Below are 23,851 nucleotides of genomic sequence, written 5' to 3'. Positions count from 1 at the left end.
GTCGGCGAACTCCCCAAAACCCGCTCCGGCAAGATCATGCGCCGCCTCCTGCGCGACATCGCCGAAGGCCGCGAAGTCGGCGACACCACCACCCTCGCCGACAGCACGGTCATGAGCCAGATCCAGGCCCAGCTCCCGCCCTCCGGCGGTAACGGCTGAGCGCGCTGACAGCCGGGTACTGACATCGGAGTGCTGATCTCGGAGCGCTGACACCCGAGTGAGGCAACGGGCAGGGCCCCGGGCGGTGATGACCGCCCGGGGCCCCGTCGTCGTACGGACGGTCCGTCACAGGTCACAGGACTCCCGCCACCTGGACGTCACCGCCTGCCCTCGACCGTCGCGGGAGCTTCCAGCGTCTCCAGAGCGTCCAGACCCACCGGGCCGCGCCGCTGCGCGGTCAGGGTCCGCAGGGTCTCGTACGCGCTCTGGACGAAGCCGCGGCTGCGCAGCGACCGTGCCCTGGCCATCACCGCCAGCCCCACCTGCGCGCGCGGGCTGAAGCCGGCGAAGGCGGTGAAGCCCCGGGTGGAGCCGGCGTGGAACACGAGTTCCTCGCCGTCGTCCTCGTCCGGGTCCGCCCCCGCGGGCACCGAGCGCTGGTTCCAGCCCAGGCAGATCCGGGTGGTACCACCCCGGCGCCGGCCCGCCCGCGGCTGGCGGACCTCGCCGAGCGCCGTCCGCAGCACCGCCGCGTCGGCCCGTTCCGGGAGCGGAACGGCGTCCAGCGACAGGTGCGCCTGGAGGTAGCGGAGCATGTCGTCGCCGGTCGAGCGCAGTGCGGCCGCGCCCGGCAGGGCCGGCAGCCGGAAGGACGGCACCCGGCGCCCGCGCCGGTACCCGGCGACCTCCTCCCGGCCGGGGCCGCTGGAGGTGTCGACCAGGCCGAGCGGCCCGCAGACCCGGGCGGCCAGGAGGTCGTCGTAGCGCTGTCCGGCCGCGTTGGCCAGCAGCAGTCCGAGCAGTCCACAGCCGAGGCTCGAGTAGCGCACGTGCGTGCCGGGGGTGCCCCGAACGGGGGTCCGCGGCAGGGCCCTGAGCAGGTGGGCCGGGCCGAACGTGTCGTACGGGCTGGTGAACCACCGGGGTGCCATCGCGGGCAGCAGGCCGACCGGCAGCCGGGGCAGGCCCGAGGTGTGGGTGGCCAGGTGGAGCAGGGTGATCGGCCGCTCGTGCGGATAGCCGGGGGCGGCGTCGGCGGGCAGGTAACGGTCGATCGGGTCGTCGTACCGGACCTCGCCCCGGGCGGCCATCTCGGCGAGCAGCAGTCCGGTGAACGTCTTCGTCACGGAACCGAGTTCGAACCGGGTGTCGGCCCGGACCGGGCGCCGGCCGGAACGGTCGGAGCGTCCCCGGCAGGCGACCGTCCGTTCGTCGCCGCGGATCACCGCGACGGCGACTCCCCCGCCGGGACCGGCCGCGTGGAACAGCGGGCGGAGCAGGTGGTCGAGGTCGGTGGGGAGCTCGGGGTCGTCGGAGCCAGAGCGGCCCGAGGGGCCCGAAGTGCCACCAAGGCCGGAGGGGTCGGATGAGCCCGAGGGGCCGGAGGGGCCGGCGGGCAGAGCGGCGGACACGACGGTCTCACCGGGTAAGAGGGGCGGTCTGGGCATGGGGTGCCTCCGAAGCGGCGCAAGGGGTTTGACGGGGGATGACGCCTGGGCCCGGATCGGGCGGCGCCTGCATCCGACGATAGGAACGCGTTCACTCGTCTGCACGCGGCCGGGGCCATTCGGGTGCGGCGCCGGTGCTCCGCGAGGGTGCAGAACACAGCACCAGGGCTTAAGTCCTTAGGTAGGACAATCCGGATGTCACTCGGACGTTCCCGTTAGACTGCTAAGGACGCATCAAGGTCCTCGAACAGGAATCCGGGCGTCACAGGGCGCGCCGGGAAGTCTGGTCGGCACTTTGCACCACGTGTGCATCCGTTTGCCGTTCCCAGCCCGCAGGAGGTCCGAGCGTGACCCGACAGCCGCCCGTCCACGAGCCGACGACCCGCCGCCGGCAGTTCCCAGGCCGGCTGCCCCTGCCCGAGCGCGCCTACGTCACCGAGGCACTGCGCACCGAGACGGTCGGCGGCATCCTGCTGCTGGTCGCCGCCGTGGTCGCGCTGGTCTGGGCCAACGTCTGGCCCGGCGCGTACGAGAGCGTCCTCGACCACACCGTCGGCCCGTCCGCCCCGCTGCACCTGGACCTGACGCTCGGCGACTGGGCCAAGGACGGCCTGCTGACGATCTTCTTCTTCGTCGCCGGGATCGAGCTCAAGCGCGAGTTCGTCGCGGGCGAGCTGCGCAGTCCGAGCGCCGCCGTACTGCCCGTCATAGCCGCGGTCTGCGGTGTCGCGCTGCCCGCGGCCCTGTTCGCCCTGATCAACTCGGGCAGCGGCGGGCACCCGGGCGGCTGGGCGATCCCGACCGCCACCGACATCGCCTTCGCCCTCGGCGTCCTGGCCGTGGTCGGCAGCCACCTGCCCTCGGCGCTGCGCGCCTTCCTGCTCACCCTGGCCGTCGTGGACGACCTGATCGCGATCCTGATCATCGCGGTCTTCTACAGCTCCGGCATCAAGTTCTGGGCGCTCGGTCTGGCCTTCGTCGGCCTGGCGCTGTTCTGGTTCCTGCACCGGCGCGGGGTGCACGGCTGGTACCTGTTCGTGCCGCTGGCCTTCGTCATCTGGGCGCTGATGCACGAGAGCGGCGTGCACGCCACGGTCGCGGGCGTCGCCATGGGCCTGATGCTGCGCTGCCACCGCGAGGGCGACGAGGAGCACTCCCCCGGCGAGCACATCGAGCACCTGGTCCGGCCGCTGTCGGCCGGGCTGGCCGTCCCGGTGTTCGCGCTGTTCGCCGCCGGGGTGACGATCTCCGGCCCGGCGCTGCGCGAGGTGTTCACCCAGGCCACGCCGCTCGGCATCGTCCTCGGGCTGCTGGTCGGCAAGACGGTGGGCATCTTCGGGGGCACCTGGCTGGTCGCCCGGTTCACCCGGGCGGAGCTGAACCCGCAGCTCAAGTGGGCCGACATGTTCGCGGTCGCGGTGCTCGCGGGGATCGGCTTCACCGTCTCGCTGCTGATCAGCGAGCTGGCCTTCCCCGGGGACCTGGCGCTCGCCGACCGTTCGAAGACGGCCGTCCTGGTGGGCTCGCTGCTGTGCGCGGTGGTCGCCACCGTGCTGCTCAAGCTCCGCAACCGGCACTACCGCGCGCTGTGCGAGGAGGAGGACCGGGACACGGACGGCGACGGCGTCCCGGACGTCTACCAGCCGGACGACCCGGCCTGGCAGGCCCGGGTGGCCGAGCTCACGCCGCGCCCCGGCAGCGAGCAACCGCACCCCGGCAACGACCGCCCGCGGCCCGGCAACGACCGGCCCCACCCGGGCGGCGACCGACCGGCTCCCGGCCACGACCGACCGCACCCCGGCAACGACCGGCCGAGCGCCGGTCCGGCCGCCGGTCCGGGCGCGGCCCGCTGAAACCGGCCGCCGGTTCCACCCATCCCGACCACCGGCACCACCCCGGAGCGCCGGACGGCTGCTGAGGGTCGCTCAGGGCCCCGTGGCCCGCTCCGGCGCCCGTCCGGCGCCCCCCGACACCCACGGGGCCCCTGCGGCGCCACAGGGGCCCGCCACGGGCCCCCCGGGGCCTCGGGGCGCCGGGACACGTCCCCCCGGCGGGGCCCCGGAGTGGTGTGCGACTGGCCGGTAGGGGCATGATTCTGAGCTGTCGACAGTCCACTGACGCCCCCGGGCCCCCTCCGGCCCCCGGGACCGCACCGCGCGGCGGCGTCACGCCGCACAGCCGCAGAGGAGAACCGCTGATGCCCGCAGGAGCCGCAGACCCGTCCAGCAACGGCCGGGCGCCCTACGAGGGCGAGCGTTCGGTGGGGCAGCTGTTCGCGGCGGCCACCGCCGACCTGTCCGCGCTGGTCCACGACGAGATCGCGCTCGCCAAGGCCGAGCTGCGGGCGGACGTCAAGCGCGGCGTCTCCGGCGGCGTGTCGCTGACGGTCGCCGGCGTGGTGGCGCTGGCCGCCGTCCCGATGCTGAGCGCCGCGGCGGCCTTCGGCATCCACGCGCTGGGCCTGTCGCTCGGCTGGTCGTTCCTGATCGTGGCCGGTGCCTACCTGCTGCTCGCGGTGCTGCTCGGCATGCTGGCCTGGCGTTCCTTCAAGAAGATCGAGAAGCCGGTCCGCACCATCGAGGGTGCGCAGAAGACCGCCGACGTGCTGAAGAACGCCCGTCCGCGGCCGGCCACCAAGGAGGAGATCGACCGGGCGCTGGGCCGCATCCCGTAAGGACGGGGCCCCGCCAGGCGCACCGACTGCGAGTGCCGGGCGCGTGTCCGGCGCACGGATGTGACACGCTCTCGGTATGCCGCTTGACCAGAAGCCCGTGCCCGCGCAGCCGCCCGCCGACTCCGGCCCCGTCCGGGAGCCCGGCCGGGAGACCGCCGCGAAGGCCGCGGACGGCGTCGGCGAGAGCGCCGGAAAGGCCCCGGGCGACGCCGGGGCCGAGGCGCCCGGCAGCTCCGCGGCCGAGGCCTGGAGCATCCGGCAGGACGGCCCGTGGACGCACCGCGACCTCGCCGCCAACGGCGCCCGGTTCCACATCGCCGAGCTGGGCGAGGGCCCGCTGGTGCTGCTGGTGCACGGCTGGCCGGAGTACTGGTGGGCCTGGCGCCACCAGCTGACCGCGCTCGCCGAGGCCGGCTACCGGGCGGTCGCGCTCGACCTGCGCGGCATCGGCGGCAGCGACCGCACCCCCCGCGGGTACGACCCGGGCAACCTCGCCCTGGACATCACCGGGGTGATCCGTTCGCTCGGCGAGCGCCGGGCCCACCTGGTCGGGCACGCCTCCGGCGGCACGCTGGCCTGGGTGGCGGCGGTGATGCGCCCGTCGGTGATCCAGAGCCTCACCGTGGTGTCCGCCGCGCACCCGCGGGACCTGCGCCGGGCACTGCTCACCGACCGCAAGCAGATCGCCGCCTTCGAGCACGTGCTGGGCTTCCAGCGGCCATGGATACCGGAGCGCCGCCTGGTCGCCGACGACGCCGCGCTGGTCGCCCGCTACCTGGACGAGTGGACCGGGCCGGACAAGCTGGACGAGGGCGCGGTGCACGCGTACCGGCAGGCGATCCGGATCCCCAGCACCGCGCACTGCTCGATCGAGCCGTACCGCTGGCTGCTGCGGTCGATGGCCCGTCCGGACGGCATCCAGTTCGCCCGCCGGATGAAGAAGCCGATCGCCGCGCCCACGCTGCACGTCCAGGGGGCGGCGGACCCGGTGCTGCTGTCGCACACCGCGCTCGGCGGCGGCGAGTACGTGGCGGCGCCGTACCGGTGGCGGCTGATGCCGGGCGTCGGACACTTCCCGCACGAGGAGGCACCGGCGGAGTTCACGGCCGAGCTGCTGGACTGGATCGGTCTGCACAAGGAGTGAGCGCTCCGGGCAGGACCGTCACCCCTGCCCACCCCAACTCCCTTGATGTTGCGCTCATATGACAAACGCATAGGCCACTTTCGATGGCGTCCGGACGGTTACCCCGACCGGCCCAGGGGCATCCATTCCGGTATGACCTGGATGCCCGATCGCGGCGGCGCATCGCGCGGCCGACGCCAGAACAGCCCGCACCGGTCCGCCCCCCGTACCGACTGGGCGGACGACCTCGGCTACGACGGCACGGACCGCCGTCAGCGAGCGGCGCAGCGACAGCTCGGCATCCCGCACATCCTCGGCCGGCGCGCCCGCTGGGTGGGCGCACGGCTGCGGCGCGAGACCTGAGGTCCCGCGCCGCGGTCGTCAACGACGTGCCGCCCGGTTCACCCGGGCAGTACGAGCCTGCTCACGGTCGTCGCACCGGTCCCACGCGTCGGTTCACGCGTCCGTGCAGGCGTCCGTTCACGCGTCAGTTCACGATCGTCGGCGACAGCGCCGTGAACCAGAGCAGGACGAAGGTCGCACCCGCCATGATCGGCACCAGCACCTTGGTCTCGACGTTGTTGCCGCTGCGCTTGATCAGCACGATCTCGTAGCGCTCCTTGTGCGGCCAGAGCAGCGGCGCGCCCTTCTTCGTCAGGCAGTCGCCCAGCAGGTGCGCCAGCGTGCCCAGGCCGACCGCGTACGGCAGCCAGCCGGGGGCGTTCGGCATCCAGGTGTTCATCCCGAAGGTGCCGAGCGCGGCCAGGCCGACGACGGTGATCCACGCCTCCGGGCCGTCGCCGGGCGGGCAGAGCCGCAGCGCCCGGATCGCGAGCGCCAGCAGGAAGAACGTCACCGCGAGGGTGAAGTTGCGGCCCAGGAAGGTGACGCCCGCCCAGGTGCCGCCGCCCATCAGCGCGACGAACAGCAGCGAGTGGGTGGCGTGCCGGTGACCGCCGGAGGCCCAGGCCACGAAGCGGCAGAGCGCCTTGGAGAGCGGGCCGAGGAAGTTGGCGATCGAGCCGTCGTGGTGGTCGAGGTCGGGCAGCAGGGCCGCGCCCGCGCACAGCACCGTGCCCATCAGTATGTCCGCCGGCTGGAGCGTGGTGTGCAGCAGCAGCGGGGGCAGGAACGGCGCCGAGGCCGCGTACAGCATCGCCCCGCTGACCGCGTGCGAGTGACCCATCATCGGACTACCACGACCTCCCGTCGACCTCACTCCGGCACCGGCGCCGGATTGAGCCGAACGGGTGAGCGCGGCCGAGGCTACCAGGGCGGACTGACGGTCCGACGGATATCCGACCCCGCCGCACCGGCGCGCCGACCGGGGGCCAACGGGCCGACCGACCACGGCGAGCCCACCCACGACGACGGGCCCACGACGACGGGCCCGCCGACGGCGACCGGGCGGCCCACGGCGCGGGCCGACCCGGGCCGGGTCAGAGCGCGCAGCCCTGGGTGTCCACCCGCCCCGAGGCGGAGCCGCCCTTCTCGGCGTCGTCCTTCACCTCGGCCGCCGTGAGCACGTACCCGGTGTCCGCGCTGTCCAGCGACTTGGCGAACACCACGCCGTACACCTGCCCGTCCGGGGTGAGCAGCGGTCCACCGCTGTTGCCCTGGCGGACCAGCGAGCGGACGGAGTAGACGTCGCGCACGACCTGGCCGCGGTGGTAGATGTCCGGGCCGTTGGCCTGGATGCGGCCGCGGATGCGGGCGGGCTGGACGTTGAAGGCGCCGTTCTCGGGGAAGCCGGCCACGATCGCGCTGTCGTTGGTCCTGGCCTCCCCCGCGAAGGTCAGCGGGGGCGCGTTGAGCTTGGGCACGTCGAGGACCGCGATGTCGCGCTGCCAGTCGTAGCGGACCACCGTCGCGTCGTAGAGCTGTCCGACGCCGCCGATCTGCACGGTCGGCTCGTCGACGCCGCCGACCACGTGGGCGTTGGTCATCACCCGGTGCGGCGCGAAGACGAAGCCGCTGCCCTCCAGGGTCTTGCCGCAGGAGGTGGCGGTGCCGACCACCTTGACCAGGCTCTGCCTGGCCTTCGCGACCGCCGGGCTGGCGGCCAGCGCGGGGTCGGGCGTGTCGACCTGGGTGATCGGCTCGTGCTCGAAGGGGTTGAAGACCTGGGGGAAGCCGTTGCGGGCGAGCACCTTGGAGAAGTCCGAGAACCAGTTCGGCGCGTCACCGGGCAGCGCGTCCTGGACGCCGCCGAGGATCGCCGAGGAGCGGACCTGCTTGGAGACCGTCGGCAGGGACGTTCCGGCGAGCGCGGAACCGATCAGCCAGGCCACCAGCAGCATCGAGATCACGTTGACGACGGCCCCGCCGGCCGCGTCCAGCACCCGCGCCGGACGCCGGTCGATGTGGCCGCGCAGCTTCCAGCCGAAGTGCGTGGTGACCGCCTGGCCTATCGCGGCGAACACGATCACGACGACGACGGCCACCACCGAGGCCGTCGTGCCGGGGCTCAGGTGGTCGAGCAGCAGCGGCAGCAGCTGCACCGCGACCAGGCCGCCGCCGAGGAAGCCGACGACGGACAGCACGCCCACCACGAAGCCCTGCCGGTAGCCCGACACGGCGAAACCGACGGCGGCGAGGATCAGCAGCACATCCAGGACGTTCACCCGGACACCCTCCCACGGCCGGCGGCACGGCCGTGCGGACGGCCCCTCACGAGGTCCCGGCCTCGCGGCCCAGCAGCGCGCGCGAGCTTTCGGTGTCGCCCTGGACCAGGGCCAGCGCGTCGTCCGAGAGGTCGACGATCCGGGACGGGTCCCAGGGCCGCTCCAGGCCGCTGTGGTGCAGCACCCGGTCGATCACCCCGGCCGTGAAGCCCCAGACCAGCCGGCCGGCCACCGCGAACGCCGGGCCCAGGTGCCCGGACGGGTGCCGCAGCCGGACCCGGTTCGCCGGGTCCGCGAGCTCGGCGATCGTCACCCGGAACACGGCGCCGGTCTCCCCCGCGTCCACCGGGCGCACCGGCGACTCCTCGCGCCACCAGCCGAGGACCGGGGTCACCACGAAGCGGCTCACCGGGATGTAGAGGGCGGGCAGCGCGGCGAAGACCTGCACGCCGGCCGGGTCCAGGCCGGTCTCCTCCCAGGCCTCCCGCAGCGCCGCCGCGATCGGTCCGGGACCGTCCGGATCGCCGTCCTCCGGGTCGAGCGCGCCGCCCGGGAAGGACGGCTGCCCGGCGTGCGAGCGCAGCGAGCGGGCCCGCTCGATCAGCAGCAGGTCGGGGCCCTGCCCGCCGTCCCCGAAGAGCATCAGCACCGCGGCCGTGCGGGCGTCCTCCACCGGCGGCAGGAAGCGGCTCAGCTGCTCGGGCAGCACGCGCTCGGCCGCGTCCCGGACGGGCTCCAGCCACCGCGGCAGGCCGTCCCGCTCGATCTCCCGCACCGCGGGCCCGGGCGCGCTCACTCACCCACCGCCAGGTCCGTGACGTGCCCCTGGTGGGAGGCGGCGTCGGCGCGCGCGGCGGCCTCGCCGGGGAAGTCCCCCGGGGGCTTCAGCCGCTGGCCGGGCCGGCCGCCCATCTCGTACTTGAGGAGCTTCGCGGCCTTCTCCGGGTCCGTCTCGCCCTCGCCGTACGACGGGCAGAGCGGCGCGATCGGGCAGGCCCCGCAGGCGGGCTTCTGGGAGTGGCAGATCCGGCGGCCGTGGAAGACCACGCGGTGCGAGAGCATCGTCCACTCGGACTTGGGGAAGATCTCGCCGACGGCCAGCTCGACCTTCACCGGGTCGTCCTCGGTGGTCCAGCCGAACCGCCTCGCCAGGCGGCCGAAGTGGGTGTCGACGGTGATCCCCGGGACGCCGAAGGCGTTGCCGAGGACGACGTTGGCGGTCTTGCGGCCGACGCCGGGCAGGGTCACCAGGTCCTCCAGGCGGCCCGGGACCTCGCCGCCGAAGTCGTCGCGCAGCGCGACCGACAGGCCGATCAGCGACTTCGCCTTGTTCCGGAAGAACCCGGTCGGGCGGATGAGCTCCTCCAGCTCCTCCGGGTTCGCCGCCGCCATGTCCTCCGGGGCGGGGTAGCGGGCGAACAGCGCGGGCGTCGTCTGGTTCACCCGCAGGTCCGTCGTCTGCGCCGACAGCACGGTGGCCACCAGCAGCTGGAACGGGTTCTCGAAGTCCAGCTCCGGGTGCGCGTACGGGTACAGCTCCGCGAGCTCCCGGTTGATCCTGCGCGCCCGCCGCACCATCGCCAGCCGGGACTCGGGCTTCCTCGGCCTCACCGCGGGCTTCGCCTTCGGTGCCGCCGCCTTCCGGACCTTGCTCTCTGCCATGGACGAAGGCTACGCCGGACGGCCGAACCCGTGCGCCGCATTGGCCGTCACCGGCCCCACCGGGCCTGGCGGGGCGAACGGGGCGGGGGTCAGCTGCCCTGGCGGACCTTGACGCCGCCGACCAGCGAGTAGGAGCGCACCTTGACGACCGCGCCGCCCGGCTCGCCCACCACGCCCTGGCTGCGGCCGCCGAGCAGCGAGAACCCGCGGACCTCGACCGTGGTGCCCGCCGGGACGGTCAGGTCGACGCCGCCGAGGACCGAGAAGGCGTCCACCTCGGCCGAGGCGCCCTCGGGGTAGGCCAGCTCCGCGCCGCCGACCAGGGCCGCCTTGACCAGGTGGGTCGGGCCGGCCGGGAGTTCGGCGTCGGTGTGGTCGAGCTTGGCCCCGCCGACCGCGGCGACGTGCACGGTGCGCTCGCGGGCCGTGAACTCGCCGCCGTGCTTGAGGCCGCCCAGCAGGGCGAGGCTCCACTCGGTGCGGCGGGCGGCGGTCGGGGCGTTCTTCGTGATCTCCATGGCCTGAACACTACGGAGGGACGCTGAGGGCCCGTCAGTGTCGAGCGGCACTGGTCCGGAATGACATCTGTCATGGTCAGAAGCATGATCGGCACGGCGAGGGGCCGGGCGGCGGCGAGCTGTCGATCGCTGTCGCCAAGGGGACGGCCGGCCCTCGTGGTGCACACGGACCCGCCAGCCCGAGCTCCGTCCACAGGCTGTGGACGGAGCTCGGGCGCATCCGACCTCGGAACCGCCGGCAACCAGTGGAACCGTCCAAAAAAAGACCCGAAGGAATATCCGCCGGAGAGCGATGAGTTCCGAGCCCGCGCCCGGTCTACCCCTACGAAAGCGACTCACCCCAAGCGACGCCCCGAAGGGACCCACCGTGAACGCCACCGCCTCCCGCACCGTTGCCTCCACCGACGGCACCGAGATCGCCTACACCGTCACCGGCTCCGGCCCGGCCGTCGTCTTCGTCGACGGCGCCCTCTGCCACCGGGCGTTCGGGCCCGGTGCCGCGGTCGCCGAGCAGCTGGCCGCGCACCACACCGTCTACACCTACGACCGGCGCGGGCGCGGCGCCAGCGCGGACACCGCGCCGTTCGCCGTCGAGCGCGAGATCGAGGACCTCGCGGCCGTCATCGCGGCCACCGGCGGCACGGCCCACGTGATCGGCGTCTCCTCCGGCGGGGCGCTCGCGCTGCGGGCCGCCGCGAGCGGGGTCGCGATCAGCCGGATCGCCGTCTACGAGCCGCCGTTCAGCACCGGGGACGGGCAGCGCGAGCGGTTCGACGCGTACGTGACCGACCTGGCCGAGGCGCTCGCGGACGGGCGCCGCGGCGATGCCGCCGCCCGGTTCATGGCCTTCGTCGGCATGCCGGCCGAGATGGTGGACCAGATGCGCGGCGCGCCGATGTGGCCGGCCTTCGAGGCGGTCGCACCGACGCTGGCGTACGACGCCGCCGCGGTGGGCACGGCGGCGGGCGGGTCGGTTCCGGCCGAGGTCCTCGCCGGGGTGGCCGTCCCGGCGCTCGTGCTGGACGGCGGGGCCAGCCCGGAACTGCTGCGCGCGCCGGCCCGCGAGGTCGCGGCCGCCGTGCCGGGCGCCGAGTACCGGACGCTGGCGGACCAGACGCACGAGGTGGCCGCCGACGTCCTGGCGCCGGTGCTGGCCGAGTTCTTCGCCCGCCCGACCGCTGACGAGCCGACCGTCTGACGAGGCGACCGCCTGACGGGCCGACCACCCGCACACCTGCCGCCCCGACACCTGCCGCCCGGATACCTGCCGCCCGGAGCCACCGCCACGGCCTGTCCGATAATGCGCCGAGAGCACCGACCGAACAGTCGAGAACGACGGGGGCACAGATGGACCAGTTCGCGGACATTCCCACCACCACCCTGGCCGACCTGCTCGGCCGCGCCCAGGTGATGGACATCGGCGTCCGCCCGCTGTGGGCCGGCATGCCCCGGGTGGCCGGACCGGCCTTCACCGTCCAGTGCCCGCCCGGCGACAACCTGATGCTGCACGCGGCGATCTACCGGGCCGCGCCCGGCGACGTCATCGTCGTCGAGTCGGGCGACCTCGACCACGCCCTCGCCGGCGGCAACGTCTGCGCGGTCGCGCAGCGCCGGGGCGTGGCCGCGTTCGTGGCCGACGGCCTGATCCGCGACCTCGGCGAGGTGCGCGAGGCGGGCTTCCCGGTGTTCGCCCGCGGGGTGATCCCGATCCCGGGGGCGAAGCGGGCACTCGGCTCGCACGGCGGCGAGGTCCGGTGCGGCGGCGTGCTGGTGGCGGCCGGCGACGTCGTCGTGGCGGACGAGGAGGGCGTCGTGGTGGTGCCGGCCTCCCGGCGCGAGGAGACGCTGGCGGCGGCCCGGGCGAAGCTGGCCAAGGAGGCCGCCGAGACGCTGGACGAGTGGGAGGCGGCCCACCGCGCCAAGATCGAGAAGGCCCTGGGCGAGGTCGGCTTCACCTCCTGACACTCCCCCGGCACCCCGTGCGCCCCGAGGAACCGTCCTCCGGGGCGTACTGCTTTTCTCCGGGGCCGGGTTCCCCGAAGGCCCGGTTTCCCTGGGGCGTCGGGTTTTCCCGGGCGTCGGGTTTCCCCGGAGGTCAGACCGGCTGCTCGCGCTGCCGGTGGTAGTGGCGGGCGGCACGGGCGCGGTTGCCGCAGGCGGGCCCGCACCACTCGCGGCGCGGGTGGTCCTTGACGAAGAACTGGACGCAGCCCGGCCCGTGACAGGCCCGCAGCTCGGCCGCGAGCGGACCACCCAGCAGGTCGGCGGTGCCGTGGGCGAGCGCCGCGAGCGCGGCGGGGAACCCGTCGCGGCCGGTCCGCTGGACGACGGCGATCCCGGTTCCGGCGGCCGTCAGGACGGGCCAGCGCGGGGCGGCGGCGGACGCCTCGTTGATCCGCCCGACCTCGGCGGCGGGCACCGGCTCCCCCTCGGCGTGCGCGTGCAGGACGGCGCGGACCGCGTCGCGCAGCGCCCGGAACGCGGCCAGGTCCGCCTCGTCGACGGACAGCCCGGGGGCATCGGCCTCGGACCCGAGCCAGCCGGCGAGTTCCTCCGGCGTCCCGACGGTGTCCCGGACCTTGCCGCGGACGGCGACCAGCGTGTTCGCGAACGCGACGGCGAGCGGCAGACCCGGGGAGGGCGGGGCCGGGTGTTCCTGAGCGGTGACGGAAGCCATGGACCTAATGGTAGCCACCCCTTGCAACCATCAAGTACGACTGTCATGATTCTCACGGTTGATCAGCCATCAACCATAAGAATCGACTCGGGGGAGTACCACCGGATGACCGCCACCGCGATCGGACCCGGCCCGCAGACCCGTCCGGCCGAACGGCCGCCGACCGCCCGGCTGCGGCACAACCGGGACTTCCTCAAGTTCTGGTCCGGCGAGACCCTCTCGCTCCTCGGCAGTCAGGTCACCACGCTCGCCCTGCCGCTCACCGCCGTCATCGCCTTCGACGCCACGCCCGAGCAGGTCGGCCTGCTGCGCTTCCTGCAACTGGTGCCCTACCTCGGCCTCGCGCTGGTCTTCGGCGTCCTGGTCGACCGGATGCCGCGCAGGCGCGCCATGCTGCTGGCCAACGGCGCCCGGATGGTGCTCGTCGGACTGGTCCCACTGCTGGCCGCGACCCACCGCCTGACGCTGCCGGTGCTGCTGGCGCTCGCCTGCGCGATCGGCGTCTTCTCCGTCCTGTTCGACGTCGGCTGGATGTCCTTCGTCCCGACCCTGGTGAAGGACCCGGAGCACTACGTCGAGGCCAACCAGAAGCTCGGCGTCACCGCCTCCACCGCGGACGTGGCCGGACCCGGCCTGGCCGGACTGCTGATCGGCGCCCTGACCGCGCCGGTCGCACTGGTCGCGGACGCCTTCTCCTACCTGGTCTCGCTGCTCACGCTGCTGTGGATCCGCACGCCCGAACCGCGCCCCGAGCCGCCCGCGGCGGGCCGCCACCTCGGGCGGGAGCTGGCCGAGGGCCTGCGCTGGGTGTTCGGCGACCGCGTCCTGCGACCGCTGGCGCTGCTCGGTCCGTTCTGCAACTTCTCGATGGTCTCGGTGTGGACGGTGTTCGTCCTGTACGCGGTGCGCGACCAGGGACTGACGCCCACCTGGATCGGCGTCGTGTTCTCCGCCTCCTCGGTCGGCGGACTGGTCGGCGCGGCCGTCTCCGGGCGGGTCGTCAGGCGGTTCCGGCTCGGACCCGTCTACGCGGTGTCGATGGCGGCGATCTTCGCGAGCCCGCTGCTGGTCGCGTTCGCGGACGGCCCGAAGCCGGTGCGCACGGCCCTGTTCGTCGGCTCGTTCTTCATCGGCTACCTGGGCCTCGCCGTGGCCGGCGTGGTGATGGTCAGCCTGCGCCAGACCCTGACCCCGCAGCCGCTGATGGGCCGGATGAACGCGGCCTTCCGCACCCTGCTGTTCGGCGGCGGCTCGCTGGGCGGCCTGCTCGGCGGCGTCATCGGCGGGGCCCTCGGGCTGCGCCGGGGCCTCGTCGCGATCGCCGTCGGCTCGGCGCTGATGCTCGTCCCGCTGGCCCTGTCGCCGGTCAGCCGGCTGCGCGAGCTGCCGCCGCCGGCCGCCTGACCGGCACGACGCCCGGACCACCGGGGCCGCCCGGCCCGCTCGGGGGAGGGGCCGGGCGGCCCCGGTTCGGCGCGCCGCCGCGCCGACCGGCGCCCACCGCACGGACACGGGGACCGAACCGTACGAATGGCCCCGAGAAGGACACCTCGGTGCACCCCCTCCTCATATGATCGGAGCGACATGCGCCATGCTTGGTGATGCAGAGCACAGAACGGAACTTGCGCCGGACGGCCCACCCGCCGACCGGCCGAGAAGGAGGAAGCACGTGGACGACGTTCTGCGGCGCGCCGCACTCTTCGCGGCACTCGACGACGAACAGGCCGGCGAGCTGCGCGCTTCCATGACCGAGGTCACCCTCGCCCGTGGTGAGTCGCTGTTCCACGAGGGCGACCCGGGCGACCGGCTGTACGTCGTCGCCGAGGGCAAGGTCAAGCTCCACCGCGCCTCGCCGGACGGACGCGAGAACATGCTCGCCGTCCTCGGCCCCAGCGAGATGATCGGCGAGCTGTCGCTGTTCGACCCGGGCCCGCGCACCGCCACCGCCAGCGCGCTGACCGAGGTCAAGCTGCTCGGCCTCGGCCACGGCGACCTCCAGCCCTGGCTGCACGCCCGCCCCGAGGTGTCCATCGCGCTGCTGCGGGCCATCGCCCGCCGCCTGCGCCGGACCAACGACGTGATGTCCGACCTGGTCTTCTCCGACGTGCCCGGCCGCGTCGCGAAGGCCCTGCTCGACCTCTCCCGCCGCTTCGGCGTGCAGTCCGAGGAGGGCATCCACGTCGCCCACGACCTCACCCAGGAGGAGCTCGCCCAGCTGGTCGGCGCCTCCCGCGAGACGGTCAACAAGGCGCTCGCCGACTTCGCCGGCCGCGGCTGGCTGAAGCTGGAGGCCCGTGCCGTCGTCCTGATGGACGTCGAGCGGCTGTCGCGCCGCTCGCGCTGACCCGCCCGGCTTCCCGGGGCGCCCCCGGCGTGCCGAAGGGCCCGCCCTCCGTCGAGGAGGCCGGGCCCTTCGGCGTTCCCGCCGGTCAGTCGAGGTACGGGATCAGCCCGTGCTCCTCCAGGTACTCCATCTGCGCCCGCACCGACAGCTCGGCGGCGGGCCACAGCGCGCGGTCCACGTCCGCGTACACCCGGGCCACCACCTCGGCCGCGGTCCGGCAACCCGCCTCGACCGCCGTCTCCACCTGGGCGAGCCGGGTGGCCCGGTGGGCGAGGTAGTAGTCGACGGCGCCCAGGGCGTCCGCGAGCACCGGCCCGTGACCGGGCAGGACGGTCCGCACGCCGTGCTCGGAGGCCATCGTGTGCAGGCGGCGCAGCGAGTCCAGGTAGTCGCCCAGGCGGCCGTCCGGGTGGGCGACCATCGTGGTGCCGCGGCCGAGGACGGTGTCGCCGGTGAGGATCGCGCCGTCGGCGGGCAGGTGGAAGGTCAGCGAGTCCGAGGTGTGCCCGGGGGTGCCGACCACCCGCAGGTCCAGGCCGCCCACGTCCAGGCGCTGCCCGCCGACCAGGCCCTCGGAGCCGAGCCGGTGCGCCGGGTCCAGCGCCAGGACCTTGCTGCCGGTGAGCTCGGCGAAGCGGGCCGCGCCCTCGGAGTGGTCGGCGTGGCCGTGGGTGAGCAGGGTGAGCGCCACGCGCTTGCCCTGCTGTTCCGCGAGGTCGATCACCCGGCGCAGGTGGCCCTCGTGCAGCGGGCCCGGGTCGATCACCGCCGCGAGGTCCGAGCCGGGCTCGGAGAGCAGCCAGGTGTTGGTGCCGTCCAGCGTCATCGGCGACGGGTTCGGCGCCAGCACGCAGAGCGCCCGCGGGGTGGCCTCGCCGCCGACCTCGGCGGCGGGGTCACCCGGGAGGAGTCCGCTCACCGGCCGCCCTCGCCGTCGCGGTGCAGGGCGCGCAGCGGCAGCGCCCGGACGAGGGCCCGCTGGGCCACCTCGATGAACGGGACCGGCTGGTCGCAGGCGGCGGTGCGCGGGGTCAGGCGGCGGGCGGGCATCTCGGGTGCCGTCCGGCGAGCCACGTCGTTGTGGGTCATCGGGCGTCGGTCCTCTCTCTGCGGTGGTGGAGTCCCTGCGGTGGTGCTCGGGTCTGCGGAAGGTCTGCGGAAGGGGCTGGGAAAAGTCTGCGGAGGGGGCCTGCGAAGGGTCCGCGAAGGGCTCGCGGGCCGGGGCTCAGGCTTCGGGGAAGTCGCCGTCGATGGTCAGCTCGTCATACCCAGGCCATCGAACGGTCATGCGGTCGCCGCGGACCTCGGCCCGGCCCAGCACCGGGTCCAGTGCGCGCTGCCCGGCCGCGGCCAGCGCCTCGGCGGCGCTCCGCACCGACGACAGCTCGCGCAGCACCGTGACGGTCGGCGGCAGCATGCCGAACCGGCCCTCGTCGTAGCCGCGGACCGCCTCGGCGGGCGCCATCCAGGCCACCCGGTCCGCCTCGCCGACCTCCAGCGCGGCCCGCTGGCCGGACGGCAGGGCGGCGACGAAGAACCAGGTGTCGTACCGGCGCTCCTCGAACTCCGGGGTGATCCAGCGGGCCCAGCCGCCCAGCAGGTCGCTGCGCAGCACCAGGCCGTGCGCGCGGAGGAAGTCGGCGAAGGACAGCTCGTGGGCCTCCAGCGCGGCCCGCTCGGCGCTCCAGTCGCGCGGCTCGGCGATGCTCCGCGCGTCCGGGCCGGCCAGCAACACGCCGGCCTCCTCGAACGTCTCGCGGACGGCCGCGCAGACCACCGCCTGCGCCGTCCGGGCGTCCACGCCGAGGCGCCGCGCCCACTCCTCGGGGCCGGGCCCGGCCCAGGCGAGCTCGGCCTCGGCGTCCCGCGGGTCCACCCCGCCACCCGGGTAGGCGTACATGCCTGCGGCGAAGGCCATCGAGGTGCGGCGGCGCAGCAGGTAGGCCTCGGGCCCGGTGGCGGCGTCGCGCAGCAGCACCACCGTCGCGGCGGGCTTCGCCGCCGGCGGGGTCGCCGCGCCGGAGTCGACCGCCCGGATCCGGGCAGGCCAGCCGGGCGGCATCGGGAGCGTCGTGGCTCGATGGTCCATGCCCGGATGCTAAGCGCACGAAGGCGGGGTTGGACAGGCCCGACCCCGCCTTCGTGATCACGACCGGAGCGGTCAGGCGCTCTTGACCCGCACCTGGAGCTCGACCTCAACCGGGGCGTCCAGCGGCAGCACCGCGACGCCGACCGCGCTGCGGGCGTGCACGCCGGCCTCGCCGAGCACCTTGCCGAGCAGCTCGCTGGCGCCGTTGATCACGGCCGGCTGGCCGGTGAAGTCGGGGGCGGAGGCGACGAAGCCGACGACCTTGACGACGCGCTCGATCAGGTCGAGGTCGCCGATCACCGACTTGATGGCGGCCAGGGCGTTCAGCGCGCAGGTCTGCGCGAGCTCCTTGGCCTCCTCCGGGGACACCTCGGCGCCGACCTTGCCGGTGGTCGGCAGCTTGCCGTCGACGACCGGCAGCTGGCCGGAGGTGAACACGAACTCGCCCGCGCGCAGGGCCGGGACGTACGCGGCGACCGGGGCGGCCACCGGCGGCAGGCTCAGACCCAGCTCGGCGAGCTTCGACTCGACCTTGCTCATGCGTTCTTCTCCCGCTTGAAGTAGGCCACCAGGGTCTCCGGGTTGGGACCCTGCACGACCTGGACCAGCTCCCAGCCGTCCGAGCCGAAGTTGTCCAGGATCTGCTTGGTGGCGTGCACCAGCAGCGGCGCCGTCATGTATTCCCACTTGGTCATGGCCAGACTCTAGACGAGCGGCCGCGGCGATCGGCCCCGCTGACGGACCGGCGTGTGAGGTGGCCCACAAACCGGGCATGATTCAGGCCCGGTCCCCCCGGTGCTCCGGGCATCCGGCCCGCTCCCTGGTTACTCTCGCGAGAGGGCAACCGGAGAGCGGGCCGGCCGACGGAGCGGCCCACGGCCCTCGGAGACGGACGGAGACGGAGCGTGGCACGCACCCCCGGCCAGGCGGCCCGGCGCGACCCCGACTGGGAGGGCGTCCGGCTGCACGTGGTCAGCGGCAAGGGCGGCACCGGGAAGACCACCCTGGCCGCCGCGCTGGCGCTGGCCCTGGCCGCCGAGGGCGGCCGGGTGCTGCTGGTCGAGGTGGAGGGCCGGCAGGGCATCGCCGAACTGTTCGGGATCGCCGCGCTGCCGTACGAGGAGCGCCGGATCGCCTCGGTCTCCCGGCGGCAGCTCGGCCTGCCGGCCGTCGCGGACGGCACGGACCCGCCGGGCGGATCCGGTGGCCGGGGCGGCAGCGGTGCCCCGGGCGGCAGCGGCGAGGTCTTCGCGCTGGCCATCGACACCGAGCAGGCCCTGCTCGAGTACCTGGAGATGTTCTACAAGCTCGGCCGGGCCGGCAAGGCGCTGCAGAAGGTCGGCTTCGTCGACTTCGCGACCACCATCGCACCCGGCGTCCGGGACGTCCTGCTCACCGGCAAGGCCTGCGAGGCCTCCCGCCGCAAGGGCCCGGACGGCCGCCGCAGCTACGACGCGATCGTGATGGACGCCCCGCCGACCGGCCGCATCACCCGCTTCCTGAACGTCAACTCCGAGGTGGCCGGCCTGGCCAGGATCGGGCCGATACACACCCAGGCGCAGGCCGTGATGCGGGTGCTGAAGTCGCCGGAGACCGCGGTGCACCTGGTCACCCTGCTGGAGGAGATGCCGGTGCAGGAGACGGTCGACGGCTTCGCCGAGCTGCGCGAGTCGGGGCTCCCGATCGGCGGCGTGATGATCAACATGGTCCGGCCGCCGCTGCTGGACGCGGCCGCGGTCGCCGCGGCGGACGGGGATCACCGCGAGGAGGTCGCCCTGGCCCTCGGCGAGGCCGGGCTCGGCGGGCGCTCGCGCAAACCGGAGACCGTCCGGGCCGCCGTCGACCCGCTGCTCGACCCGCTCCTGGAGCAGGCCCGCGAGCACGCCGAACGGGTCGAGCTGGAGCGCGCGCAGCGCGCCGACCTCCAGCACCTGAAGCTCCCCACCTACGAACTCCCGCTGCTCGGCGAGGGCGTGGACCTCGGCGGGCTGTACCGGCTGGCGGGCGAACTCAAGCGGCAGGGGGCGGCGTGAGCACGACGACGAACGGTGTGCGCGGCACGGGCAGCCTGCTCGCGGTGGACGGGCTGATCGACGACCCGAAGACGAGGATCATCGTCTGCTGCGGCTCCGGCGGGGTCGGCAAGACCACCACCGCCGCGGCGATCGGGCTGCGTGCCGCCGAACGCGGGCGCAAGGTCGTCGTCCTGACGATCGATCCGGCCCGCCGCCTCGCCCAGTCCATGGGCCTGACCGAGCTCGACAACACCCCTCGCGTGGTCAAGGGGGTGGGCGGCGAGGGGGAGCTCCAGGCCATGATGCTCGACATGAAGCGGACCTTCGACGAGGTCGTGCTCGCCCACGCCGAACCCGAACGGGCCAAGGCGATCATGGAGAACCCGTTCTACCAGTCCCTGTCGGCCGGCTTCGCGGGCACGCAGGAGTACATGGCCATGGAGAAGCTCGGCCAGCTGCGCGCGGCCGAGGAGTGGGACCTGATCGTCGTCGACACCCCGCCCTCCCGCTCGGCGCTGGACTTCCTGGACGCGCCCAACCGGCTCGGGTCCTTCCTCGACGGCAGGGTGATCCGGATCCTGACCGCCCCGGCCAAGGTCGGCGGCCGCAGCGCGATGAAGTTCCTCAACGTCGGCATGGGCCTGCTCACCGGCACCCTGGGCAAGATCTTCGGCGCCCAGCTCCTCACCGACGTGCAGACCTTCGTCAGCGCGATGGACTCGATGTTCGGCGGCTTCCGCGAGCGGGCCGACCGCACGTACCAGTTGCTCAAGGCGCCGGGCACGGCCTTCCTGGTGGTCGCCGCGCCGGAGCGGGACGCGCTGCGCGAGGCCGCCTACTTCGTCGACCGGCTGGCCGCGGACCGGATGCCGCTGGCCGGACTGGTGCTCAACCGGGTGCACGGCTCCGGGGCCCCGCAGCTCACGGCGGAACGGGCGCTCGCGGCCGCCGAGGCGCTGGAGGAGAACGGTTCGGAGCACGCGTCGCCCGAGGCGGAACTGCTCGCGGCCGGACTGCTGCGGCTGCACGCCGAACGGATGCAGATCATGGCGAGGGAGCGCCGGACCAGGGACCGCTTCGTGTCGGTGTACCCGGACGTGCCGATCGTGGAGGTCCCCGCGCTGCCGGGCGACGTGCACGACCTGGACGGGCTGCGGGCCATCGGGGGCAGGCTGAGCGGCGGGGCGTAGGGAGCGCGGCGGGGCCGGCGGTCCTGAGCGGCGCGGCGTCGAGCGGGGCGTCAGCGTCGAGCGGGCGCGCGTTGCCTTGCGTGGCGTTGTGCGGTGTTGCCTTGCGTTGTGTCGCGTTGCTCTGCGAACGGTGCGGAGCCGTGGGGCGTCGCACGGGTGCGGCGTGTCGCACCTGGTGTCGGCCCGGGCCGGTGGGGCGGCCCGGCGAGTGATCGCGTGCCGGGTCAGCCCGCCTGGGCGTAGTCCGTCAGTATCACCCCGGTGGCCAGGGACTCCTCGTACTCCGTCCGGGCCGTCTCCAGCAGCCTGCGCCAGGAGATCACCGTCGGACGGCGGCGCAGCAGCGCCCGACGTTCGCGCTCCGTCATCCCGCCCCAGACCCCGAACTCCACGCGGTTGTCCAGCGCGTCCGCGAGGCACTCCGTACGGACGGGGCACCCGCTGCACACCGCCTTCGCGCGGTTCTGCGCCGCCCCCTGGACGAACAGTTCGTCCGGATCACTCGTGCGGCAGGCGGCCTGCGCACTCCAGTCGTCAACCCAGCCCATGCCGGCGCCGTCCTCTCCCGATGTTTCGAGGCTCCCCCACGGCGGCAACGGCATATTCACCGTTGCCAGTTGAGGACGTTACGGAAGAACGACAGCTTGCAACAGCCCCTTCGGGCTCAATCTCGAATGACCCGATTGGACTATGGGTATCGGTCAGCTCACTCGTTGGAGTGATCGCAGGTCGCAAGCCTTGCCAAGTGCGACACGGCAACTCTGGCCGCGCGCGTCATCACGGAGCGCTACCGTTCACCCGGGTGCAGCAGCCCGCAGCGGCCTCGAAATCCGCCAGGAAAGCGGCAATTCGGGCAAGTCTTCCCACTCACACGAGTGAGTCATGCTGACGCACCGAAGCTGTCGCAAGCTTGTGACAAGCCTAGGCGAACACCTGCCCCCATGGAGGGGATTCGGCGACGTAGGGTTCTCCCCATGGCACCGAAGCGCCCCCAGGCCCCCCAGCCCCCAGGCAACACCGGAGCTCCGCGCGGCGAGCGCCGCGGGTCACCGCTGGACTTCGCGGGACACGGAGTGAAGTTCCTGGGCGTCAGCGTGCTCTCCGGAGTCCTGCTGGCGGGCCTCGCGCTGCCCGCCGTCGGCGCGCTCGGCCTCACCGCCAAGGACACGGCGGAGAGCTTCGAGAACATCCCCGACGATTTCAAGACGCCGCCGCTCACCCAGGCGACGCAGATCTTCGATGCCAAGGGCGGCCTGATCGCCAAGGTCTACGAGCGCGACCGCACCGTCCTCACCGCCGACCAGATGTCGCCCTTCATGCGGCACGCGCAGGTCGACATCGAGGACGCCCGCTTCTACGAGCACGGCGCCGTCGACCTCAAGGGCATCCTCCGGGCCGTCAGCAAGAACGCCGAGAGCGGCACGGCCTCGCAGGGCGCCTCGACGCTCACCCAGCAGTACGTGAAGAACGTCAACGTCGAGAAGGCCGGCGACGACCAGGCCGCCGTCCTGGAGGCGCAGCGCAAGACCCTGGGCCGCAAGATCCAGGAGCTCAAGTACGCGATCAAGCTGGAAGAGGACCTGACGAAGGACCAGATCCTCACCAACTACCTCAACATCACCTTCTACGGCCACCAGGCCTACGGGGTCGAGGCGGCGTCGCAGCGCTACTTCAGCAAGAGCAACAAGGACCTCACCATCGCCGAGGCGGCCACCCTCGCCGGCATGGTGCAGAACCCGTCGTCGTACGACCCGGTGCGCTACCCGGACAACACGGTCAAGCGCCGCAACGTCGTCATCGACAAGATGCTCGAGAACAAGCACATCACCCCGGACCAGGCCAAGGAGGCGAAGGCCTCCCCGCTGGGCCTGAAGTACAAGGACCCGCAGAACGGCTGCATCACCGCCCAGGCCGGCATGGGCTTCTTCTGCGACTACGTGCGCCACGTGATCAAGCAGGACCCGACCTTCGGCAAGTCCACGGCGGACCGCAAGAAGCTGTGGGACACCGGCGGCCTGAACATCTACACGACGCTCGACCCGGACAAGCAGGCCGCCGCGCAGAACGCCGTCACCAAGAAGGTCAACGTGACCGACTCGGTGTCGGCCGCCGCGACCATGATGGAGCCGGGCAGCGGCAAGATCCTCGCCATGGCCCAGACCCGCCCGTACGGCCTGGACCCGAACAAGAACCAGACCGTGGTGAACCTGAACGTCGACGCGGCGATGGGCGGCGGCAACGGCTTCCAGACCGGTTCGACCTTCAAGCCGATCCTCGCGGCAGCGGCCCTGGAGTCGGGCATGTCGCCCACCCAGGCGTTCCCGTCCGAGAACAAGATCGAGTACCCGAGCATGTCGACCTGCTCGGGCACCTGGAAGAACGTCCCCCAGCCCGGGCAGGGCAAGGCCACGGTGAAGAACGAGTCGACGGGCGAGGTCGGCCCGTACGAGCTCAAGCAGGCCATGGCCCTCTCGGTGAACACCTACTTCGTCGAGATGGAGCAGCAGACCGGCCTCTGCGCGATCAAGCAGATGGCCAACAAGCTGGGCATCTCCCAGTCGGCCCAGGGCGGCGAGTTCAAGGAGGTCCCCTCGATGGTCCTCGGCTCGCTCGAACTCAGCCCGCTGACCATGGCGAACGTGTACGCCACCTTCGCCGCCCGCGGCAAGTACTGCACCCCGATCGCGATCAACAAGATCAGCACGGTCGACGGCAAGGACATCAAGGTCCCGCAGTCCCAGTGCAGCCAGGCCTTCTCCGAGAACACCGCGGACGCGCTCAACACCATCCTGCTCAACGTGACCGAGAAGGGCACGGCCGCCGCCCTCGGCCTCGACGACGGTCGCAAGATCGCCGGCAAGACCGGTACCACCGACGAGAAGAAGGCCGCCTGGTTCAGCGGCTACACCCCGTCGCTCGCCACCTCGGTCTGGCTCGGCGGCCCGGCCGGCGGCGTGAAGATGAAGGACATCACCATCGGCGGCAAGCACTTCACCGAGGTGTTCGGCGCCGACGGCCCCGGCCCGATCTGGCAGATGGCGATGAACCAGGCGCTCAAGGGCACGCCCCTGGAGCCCATCCAGACGATCAACATCCCGGACCCGCAGCCCAAGCCGGACCCGAACGCGACCGCGCCCGCCAGCCCGCCGGCCGGCGACCCGAACACCCAGCCCGGTGCCAACCCGCCGCCCCCGGCCAACCCCGGCGGCAACCCCGGCGGCGGCACCAACGCCGGCGGGATGATCGGCGGCGGCTTCACCTTCCCGCCGGGCTTCATCGGCGGGAACGGAAACGGCGGCAAGCACGGCGGCGGCGGTAACGGCGGCAC

General features: G+C 73.4%; 24 protein-coding genes. 11 read left to right on the top strand and 13 right to left on the bottom strand.

Annotated features, from left to right (window positions below):
* Positions 1 to 317: 317 nt before the first annotated feature.
* Entirely contained in the window at positions 318 to 1,607 is a 1,290-nt protein-coding gene (locus tag ACFXDE_RS40820; RefSeq protein WP_380499307.1) for a serine hydrolase domain-containing protein, read from the bottom strand.
* Positions 1,608 to 1,954: 347 nt separating this feature from the next.
* Between ACFXDE_RS40820 and nhaA the strand changes: the two genes are divergently transcribed.
* The 4 genes from nhaA (at position 1,955) to ACFXDE_RS40800 (ending at position 5,767) form a co-directional block, all read left to right on the top strand.
* Entirely contained in the window at positions 1,955 to 3,460 is a 1,506-nt protein-coding gene (nhaA, locus tag ACFXDE_RS40815) for a Na+/H+ antiporter NhaA (RefSeq protein ID WP_380499306.1), read from the top strand.
* 344 nt (positions 3,461 to 3,804) lie between these two features.
* A complete protein-coding gene (locus ACFXDE_RS40810) occupies positions 3,805 to 4,281 on the top strand; it encodes a phage holin family protein (protein ID WP_380444223.1) in 477 nt (158 codons plus the stop codon).
* A gap of 76 nt (positions 4,282 to 4,357) precedes the next feature.
* The gene (locus ACFXDE_RS40805; RefSeq protein ID WP_380499305.1) at positions 4,358 to 5,425 is read left to right on the top strand and encodes an alpha/beta fold hydrolase; all 1,068 of its coding nucleotides are present in this window, start codon (positions 4,358 to 4,360) and stop codon (positions 5,423 to 5,425) included.
* A gap of 132 nt (positions 5,426 to 5,557) precedes the next feature.
* Positions 5,558 to 5,767: a hypothetical protein gene (locus ACFXDE_RS40800; protein WP_329927312.1), complete on the top strand. Its 210-nt coding sequence runs from the start codon at positions 5,558 to 5,560 to the stop codon at positions 5,765 to 5,767.
* Between the two features lie 124 nt (positions 5,768 to 5,891).
* Here ACFXDE_RS40800 and ACFXDE_RS40795 read toward each other — a convergent pair whose 3' ends face one another.
* The 5 genes from ACFXDE_RS40795 to ACFXDE_RS40775 all read right to left on the bottom strand — a co-directional run bounded on the left by ACFXDE_RS40795 (position 5,892) and on the right by ACFXDE_RS40775 (position 10,208).
* Positions 5,892 to 6,593 (bottom strand): metal-dependent hydrolase, encoded by a 702-nt coding sequence (locus ACFXDE_RS40795; RefSeq protein WP_380444219.1) that lies wholly within the window; start codon positions 6,591 to 6,593, stop codon positions 5,892 to 5,894.
* Between the two features lie 250 nt (positions 6,594 to 6,843).
* Positions 6,844 to 8,028 carry a MarP family serine protease gene (locus ACFXDE_RS40790; protein WP_380444217.1) on the bottom strand — a complete coding sequence of 395 codons (1,185 nt, stop codon included), beginning with the start codon at positions 8,026 to 8,028 and terminating at the stop codon, positions 6,844 to 6,846.
* A 46-nt stretch (positions 8,029 to 8,074) separates the two neighbouring features.
* Positions 8,075 to 8,824, bottom strand: coding sequence for an NUDIX hydrolase (locus ACFXDE_RS40785; RefSeq protein WP_380444215.1), 750 nt, complete (start codon positions 8,822 to 8,824; stop codon positions 8,075 to 8,077).
* Complete coding sequence (gene nth, locus ACFXDE_RS40780) at positions 8,821 to 9,690, bottom strand: endonuclease III (RefSeq protein WP_380499304.1); 870 nt, start codon at positions 9,688 to 9,690, stop codon at positions 8,821 to 8,823. Before nth ends, ACFXDE_RS40785 begins: the two co-directional genes overlap by 4 nt.
* An 89-nt stretch (positions 9,691 to 9,779) precedes the next feature.
* Positions 9,780 to 10,208 (bottom strand): hypothetical protein, encoded by a 429-nt coding sequence (locus ACFXDE_RS40775; RefSeq protein ID WP_380499303.1) that lies wholly within the window; start codon positions 10,206 to 10,208, stop codon positions 9,780 to 9,782.
* 367 nt (positions 10,209 to 10,575) lie between these two features.
* Here ACFXDE_RS40775 and ACFXDE_RS40770 point away from each other — a divergent pair, with 367 nt between their 5' ends.
* Positions 10,576 to 11,406, top strand: coding sequence for an alpha/beta fold hydrolase (locus tag ACFXDE_RS40770; RefSeq protein WP_380499301.1), 831 nt, complete (start codon positions 10,576 to 10,578; stop codon positions 11,404 to 11,406).
* Positions 11,407 to 11,555: 149 nt separating this feature from the next.
* Complete coding sequence (locus ACFXDE_RS40765) at positions 11,556 to 12,170, top strand: RraA family protein (RefSeq protein WP_380499300.1); 615 nt, start codon at positions 11,556 to 11,558, stop codon at positions 12,168 to 12,170.
* 133 nt (positions 12,171 to 12,303) lie between these two features.
* Here the strand turns inward: ACFXDE_RS40765 and ACFXDE_RS40760 are convergent, their stop codons facing one another.
* Entirely contained in the window at positions 12,304 to 12,885 is a 582-nt protein-coding gene (locus ACFXDE_RS40760; protein WP_380499299.1) for a CGNR zinc finger domain-containing protein, read from the bottom strand.
* Between the two features lie 105 nt (positions 12,886 to 12,990).
* Between ACFXDE_RS40760 and ACFXDE_RS40755 the strand changes: the two genes are divergently transcribed.
* Positions 12,991 to 14,289: an MFS transporter gene (locus tag ACFXDE_RS40755; protein ID WP_380499298.1), complete on the top strand. Its 1,299-nt coding sequence runs from the start codon at positions 12,991 to 12,993 to the stop codon at positions 14,287 to 14,289.
* A 265-nt stretch (positions 14,290 to 14,554) separates the two neighbouring features.
* Positions 14,555 to 15,229, top strand: coding sequence for a Crp/Fnr family transcriptional regulator (locus ACFXDE_RS40750; RefSeq protein ID WP_030240972.1), 675 nt, complete (start codon positions 14,555 to 14,557; stop codon positions 15,227 to 15,229).
* A gap of 85 nt (positions 15,230 to 15,314) precedes the next feature.
* Here the strand turns inward: ACFXDE_RS40750 and ACFXDE_RS40745 are convergent, their stop codons facing one another.
* From ACFXDE_RS40745 to ACFXDE_RS40725, 5 genes are all read right to left on the bottom strand, one after another.
* Positions 15,315 to 16,148, bottom strand: coding sequence for an MBL fold metallo-hydrolase (locus ACFXDE_RS40745; protein WP_380444203.1), 834 nt, complete (start codon positions 16,146 to 16,148; stop codon positions 15,315 to 15,317).
* On the bottom strand, positions 16,145 to 16,318 hold the full coding sequence (locus ACFXDE_RS40740) for a hypothetical protein (RefSeq protein ID WP_380444201.1): 174 nt from the start codon (positions 16,316 to 16,318) through the stop codon (positions 16,145 to 16,147). Before ACFXDE_RS40740 ends, ACFXDE_RS40745 begins: the two co-directional genes overlap by 4 nt.
* A gap of 136 nt (positions 16,319 to 16,454) precedes the next feature.
* Complete coding sequence (locus ACFXDE_RS40735; protein WP_380444199.1) at positions 16,455 to 17,318, bottom strand: NUDIX hydrolase; 864 nt, start codon at positions 17,316 to 17,318, stop codon at positions 16,455 to 16,457.
* A 72-nt stretch (positions 17,319 to 17,390) separates the two neighbouring features.
* Entirely contained in the window at positions 17,391 to 17,858 is a 468-nt protein-coding gene (locus tag ACFXDE_RS40730; protein WP_380444197.1) for a RidA family protein, read from the bottom strand.
* Positions 17,855 to 18,013 (bottom strand): DUF4177 domain-containing protein, encoded by a 159-nt coding sequence (locus ACFXDE_RS40725; RefSeq protein ID WP_380444195.1) that lies wholly within the window; start codon positions 18,011 to 18,013, stop codon positions 17,855 to 17,857. Before ACFXDE_RS40725 ends, ACFXDE_RS40730 begins: the two co-directional genes overlap by 4 nt.
* 210 nt (positions 18,014 to 18,223) lie before the next feature.
* Between ACFXDE_RS40725 and ACFXDE_RS40720 the strand changes: the two genes are divergently transcribed.
* Both ACFXDE_RS40720 and ACFXDE_RS40715 read left to right on the top strand, forming a co-directional pair.
* Complete coding sequence (locus ACFXDE_RS40720; RefSeq protein WP_380499295.1) at positions 18,224 to 19,351, top strand: ArsA-related P-loop ATPase; 1,128 nt, start codon at positions 18,224 to 18,226, stop codon at positions 19,349 to 19,351.
* The gene (locus ACFXDE_RS40715) at positions 19,348 to 20,523 is read left to right on the top strand and encodes an ArsA family ATPase (RefSeq protein ID WP_380499294.1); all 1,176 of its coding nucleotides are present in this window, start codon (positions 19,348 to 19,350) and stop codon (positions 20,521 to 20,523) included. Before ACFXDE_RS40720 ends, ACFXDE_RS40715 begins: the two co-directional genes overlap by 4 nt.
* Positions 20,524 to 20,747: 224 nt before the next feature.
* On the opposite strand, the gene ACFXDE_RS40710 is transcribed toward ACFXDE_RS40715, so the two are convergent.
* On the bottom strand, positions 20,748 to 21,071 hold the full coding sequence (locus tag ACFXDE_RS40710) for a WhiB family transcriptional regulator (RefSeq protein WP_030240986.1): 324 nt from the start codon (positions 21,069 to 21,071) through the stop codon (positions 20,748 to 20,750).
* Positions 21,072 to 21,497: 426 nt separating this feature from the next.
* On the opposite strand from ACFXDE_RS40710, the gene ACFXDE_RS40705 reads away from it, so the two are divergent.
* On the top strand, positions 21,498 to 23,851 hold a 2,354-nt coding region (locus ACFXDE_RS40705; RefSeq protein ID WP_380499293.1), incomplete at its 3' end, for a transglycosylase domain-containing protein.

Source organism: Kitasatospora sp. NPDC059408, from assembly GCF_042751525.1.
Taxonomy (GTDB): Bacteria; Actinomycetota; Actinomycetes; order Streptomycetales; family Streptomycetaceae; genus Kitasatospora.
The sequence above is the reverse complement of the archived record's forward strand: the minus strand, read 5'-3'. Positions and strand labels throughout refer to the sequence as shown.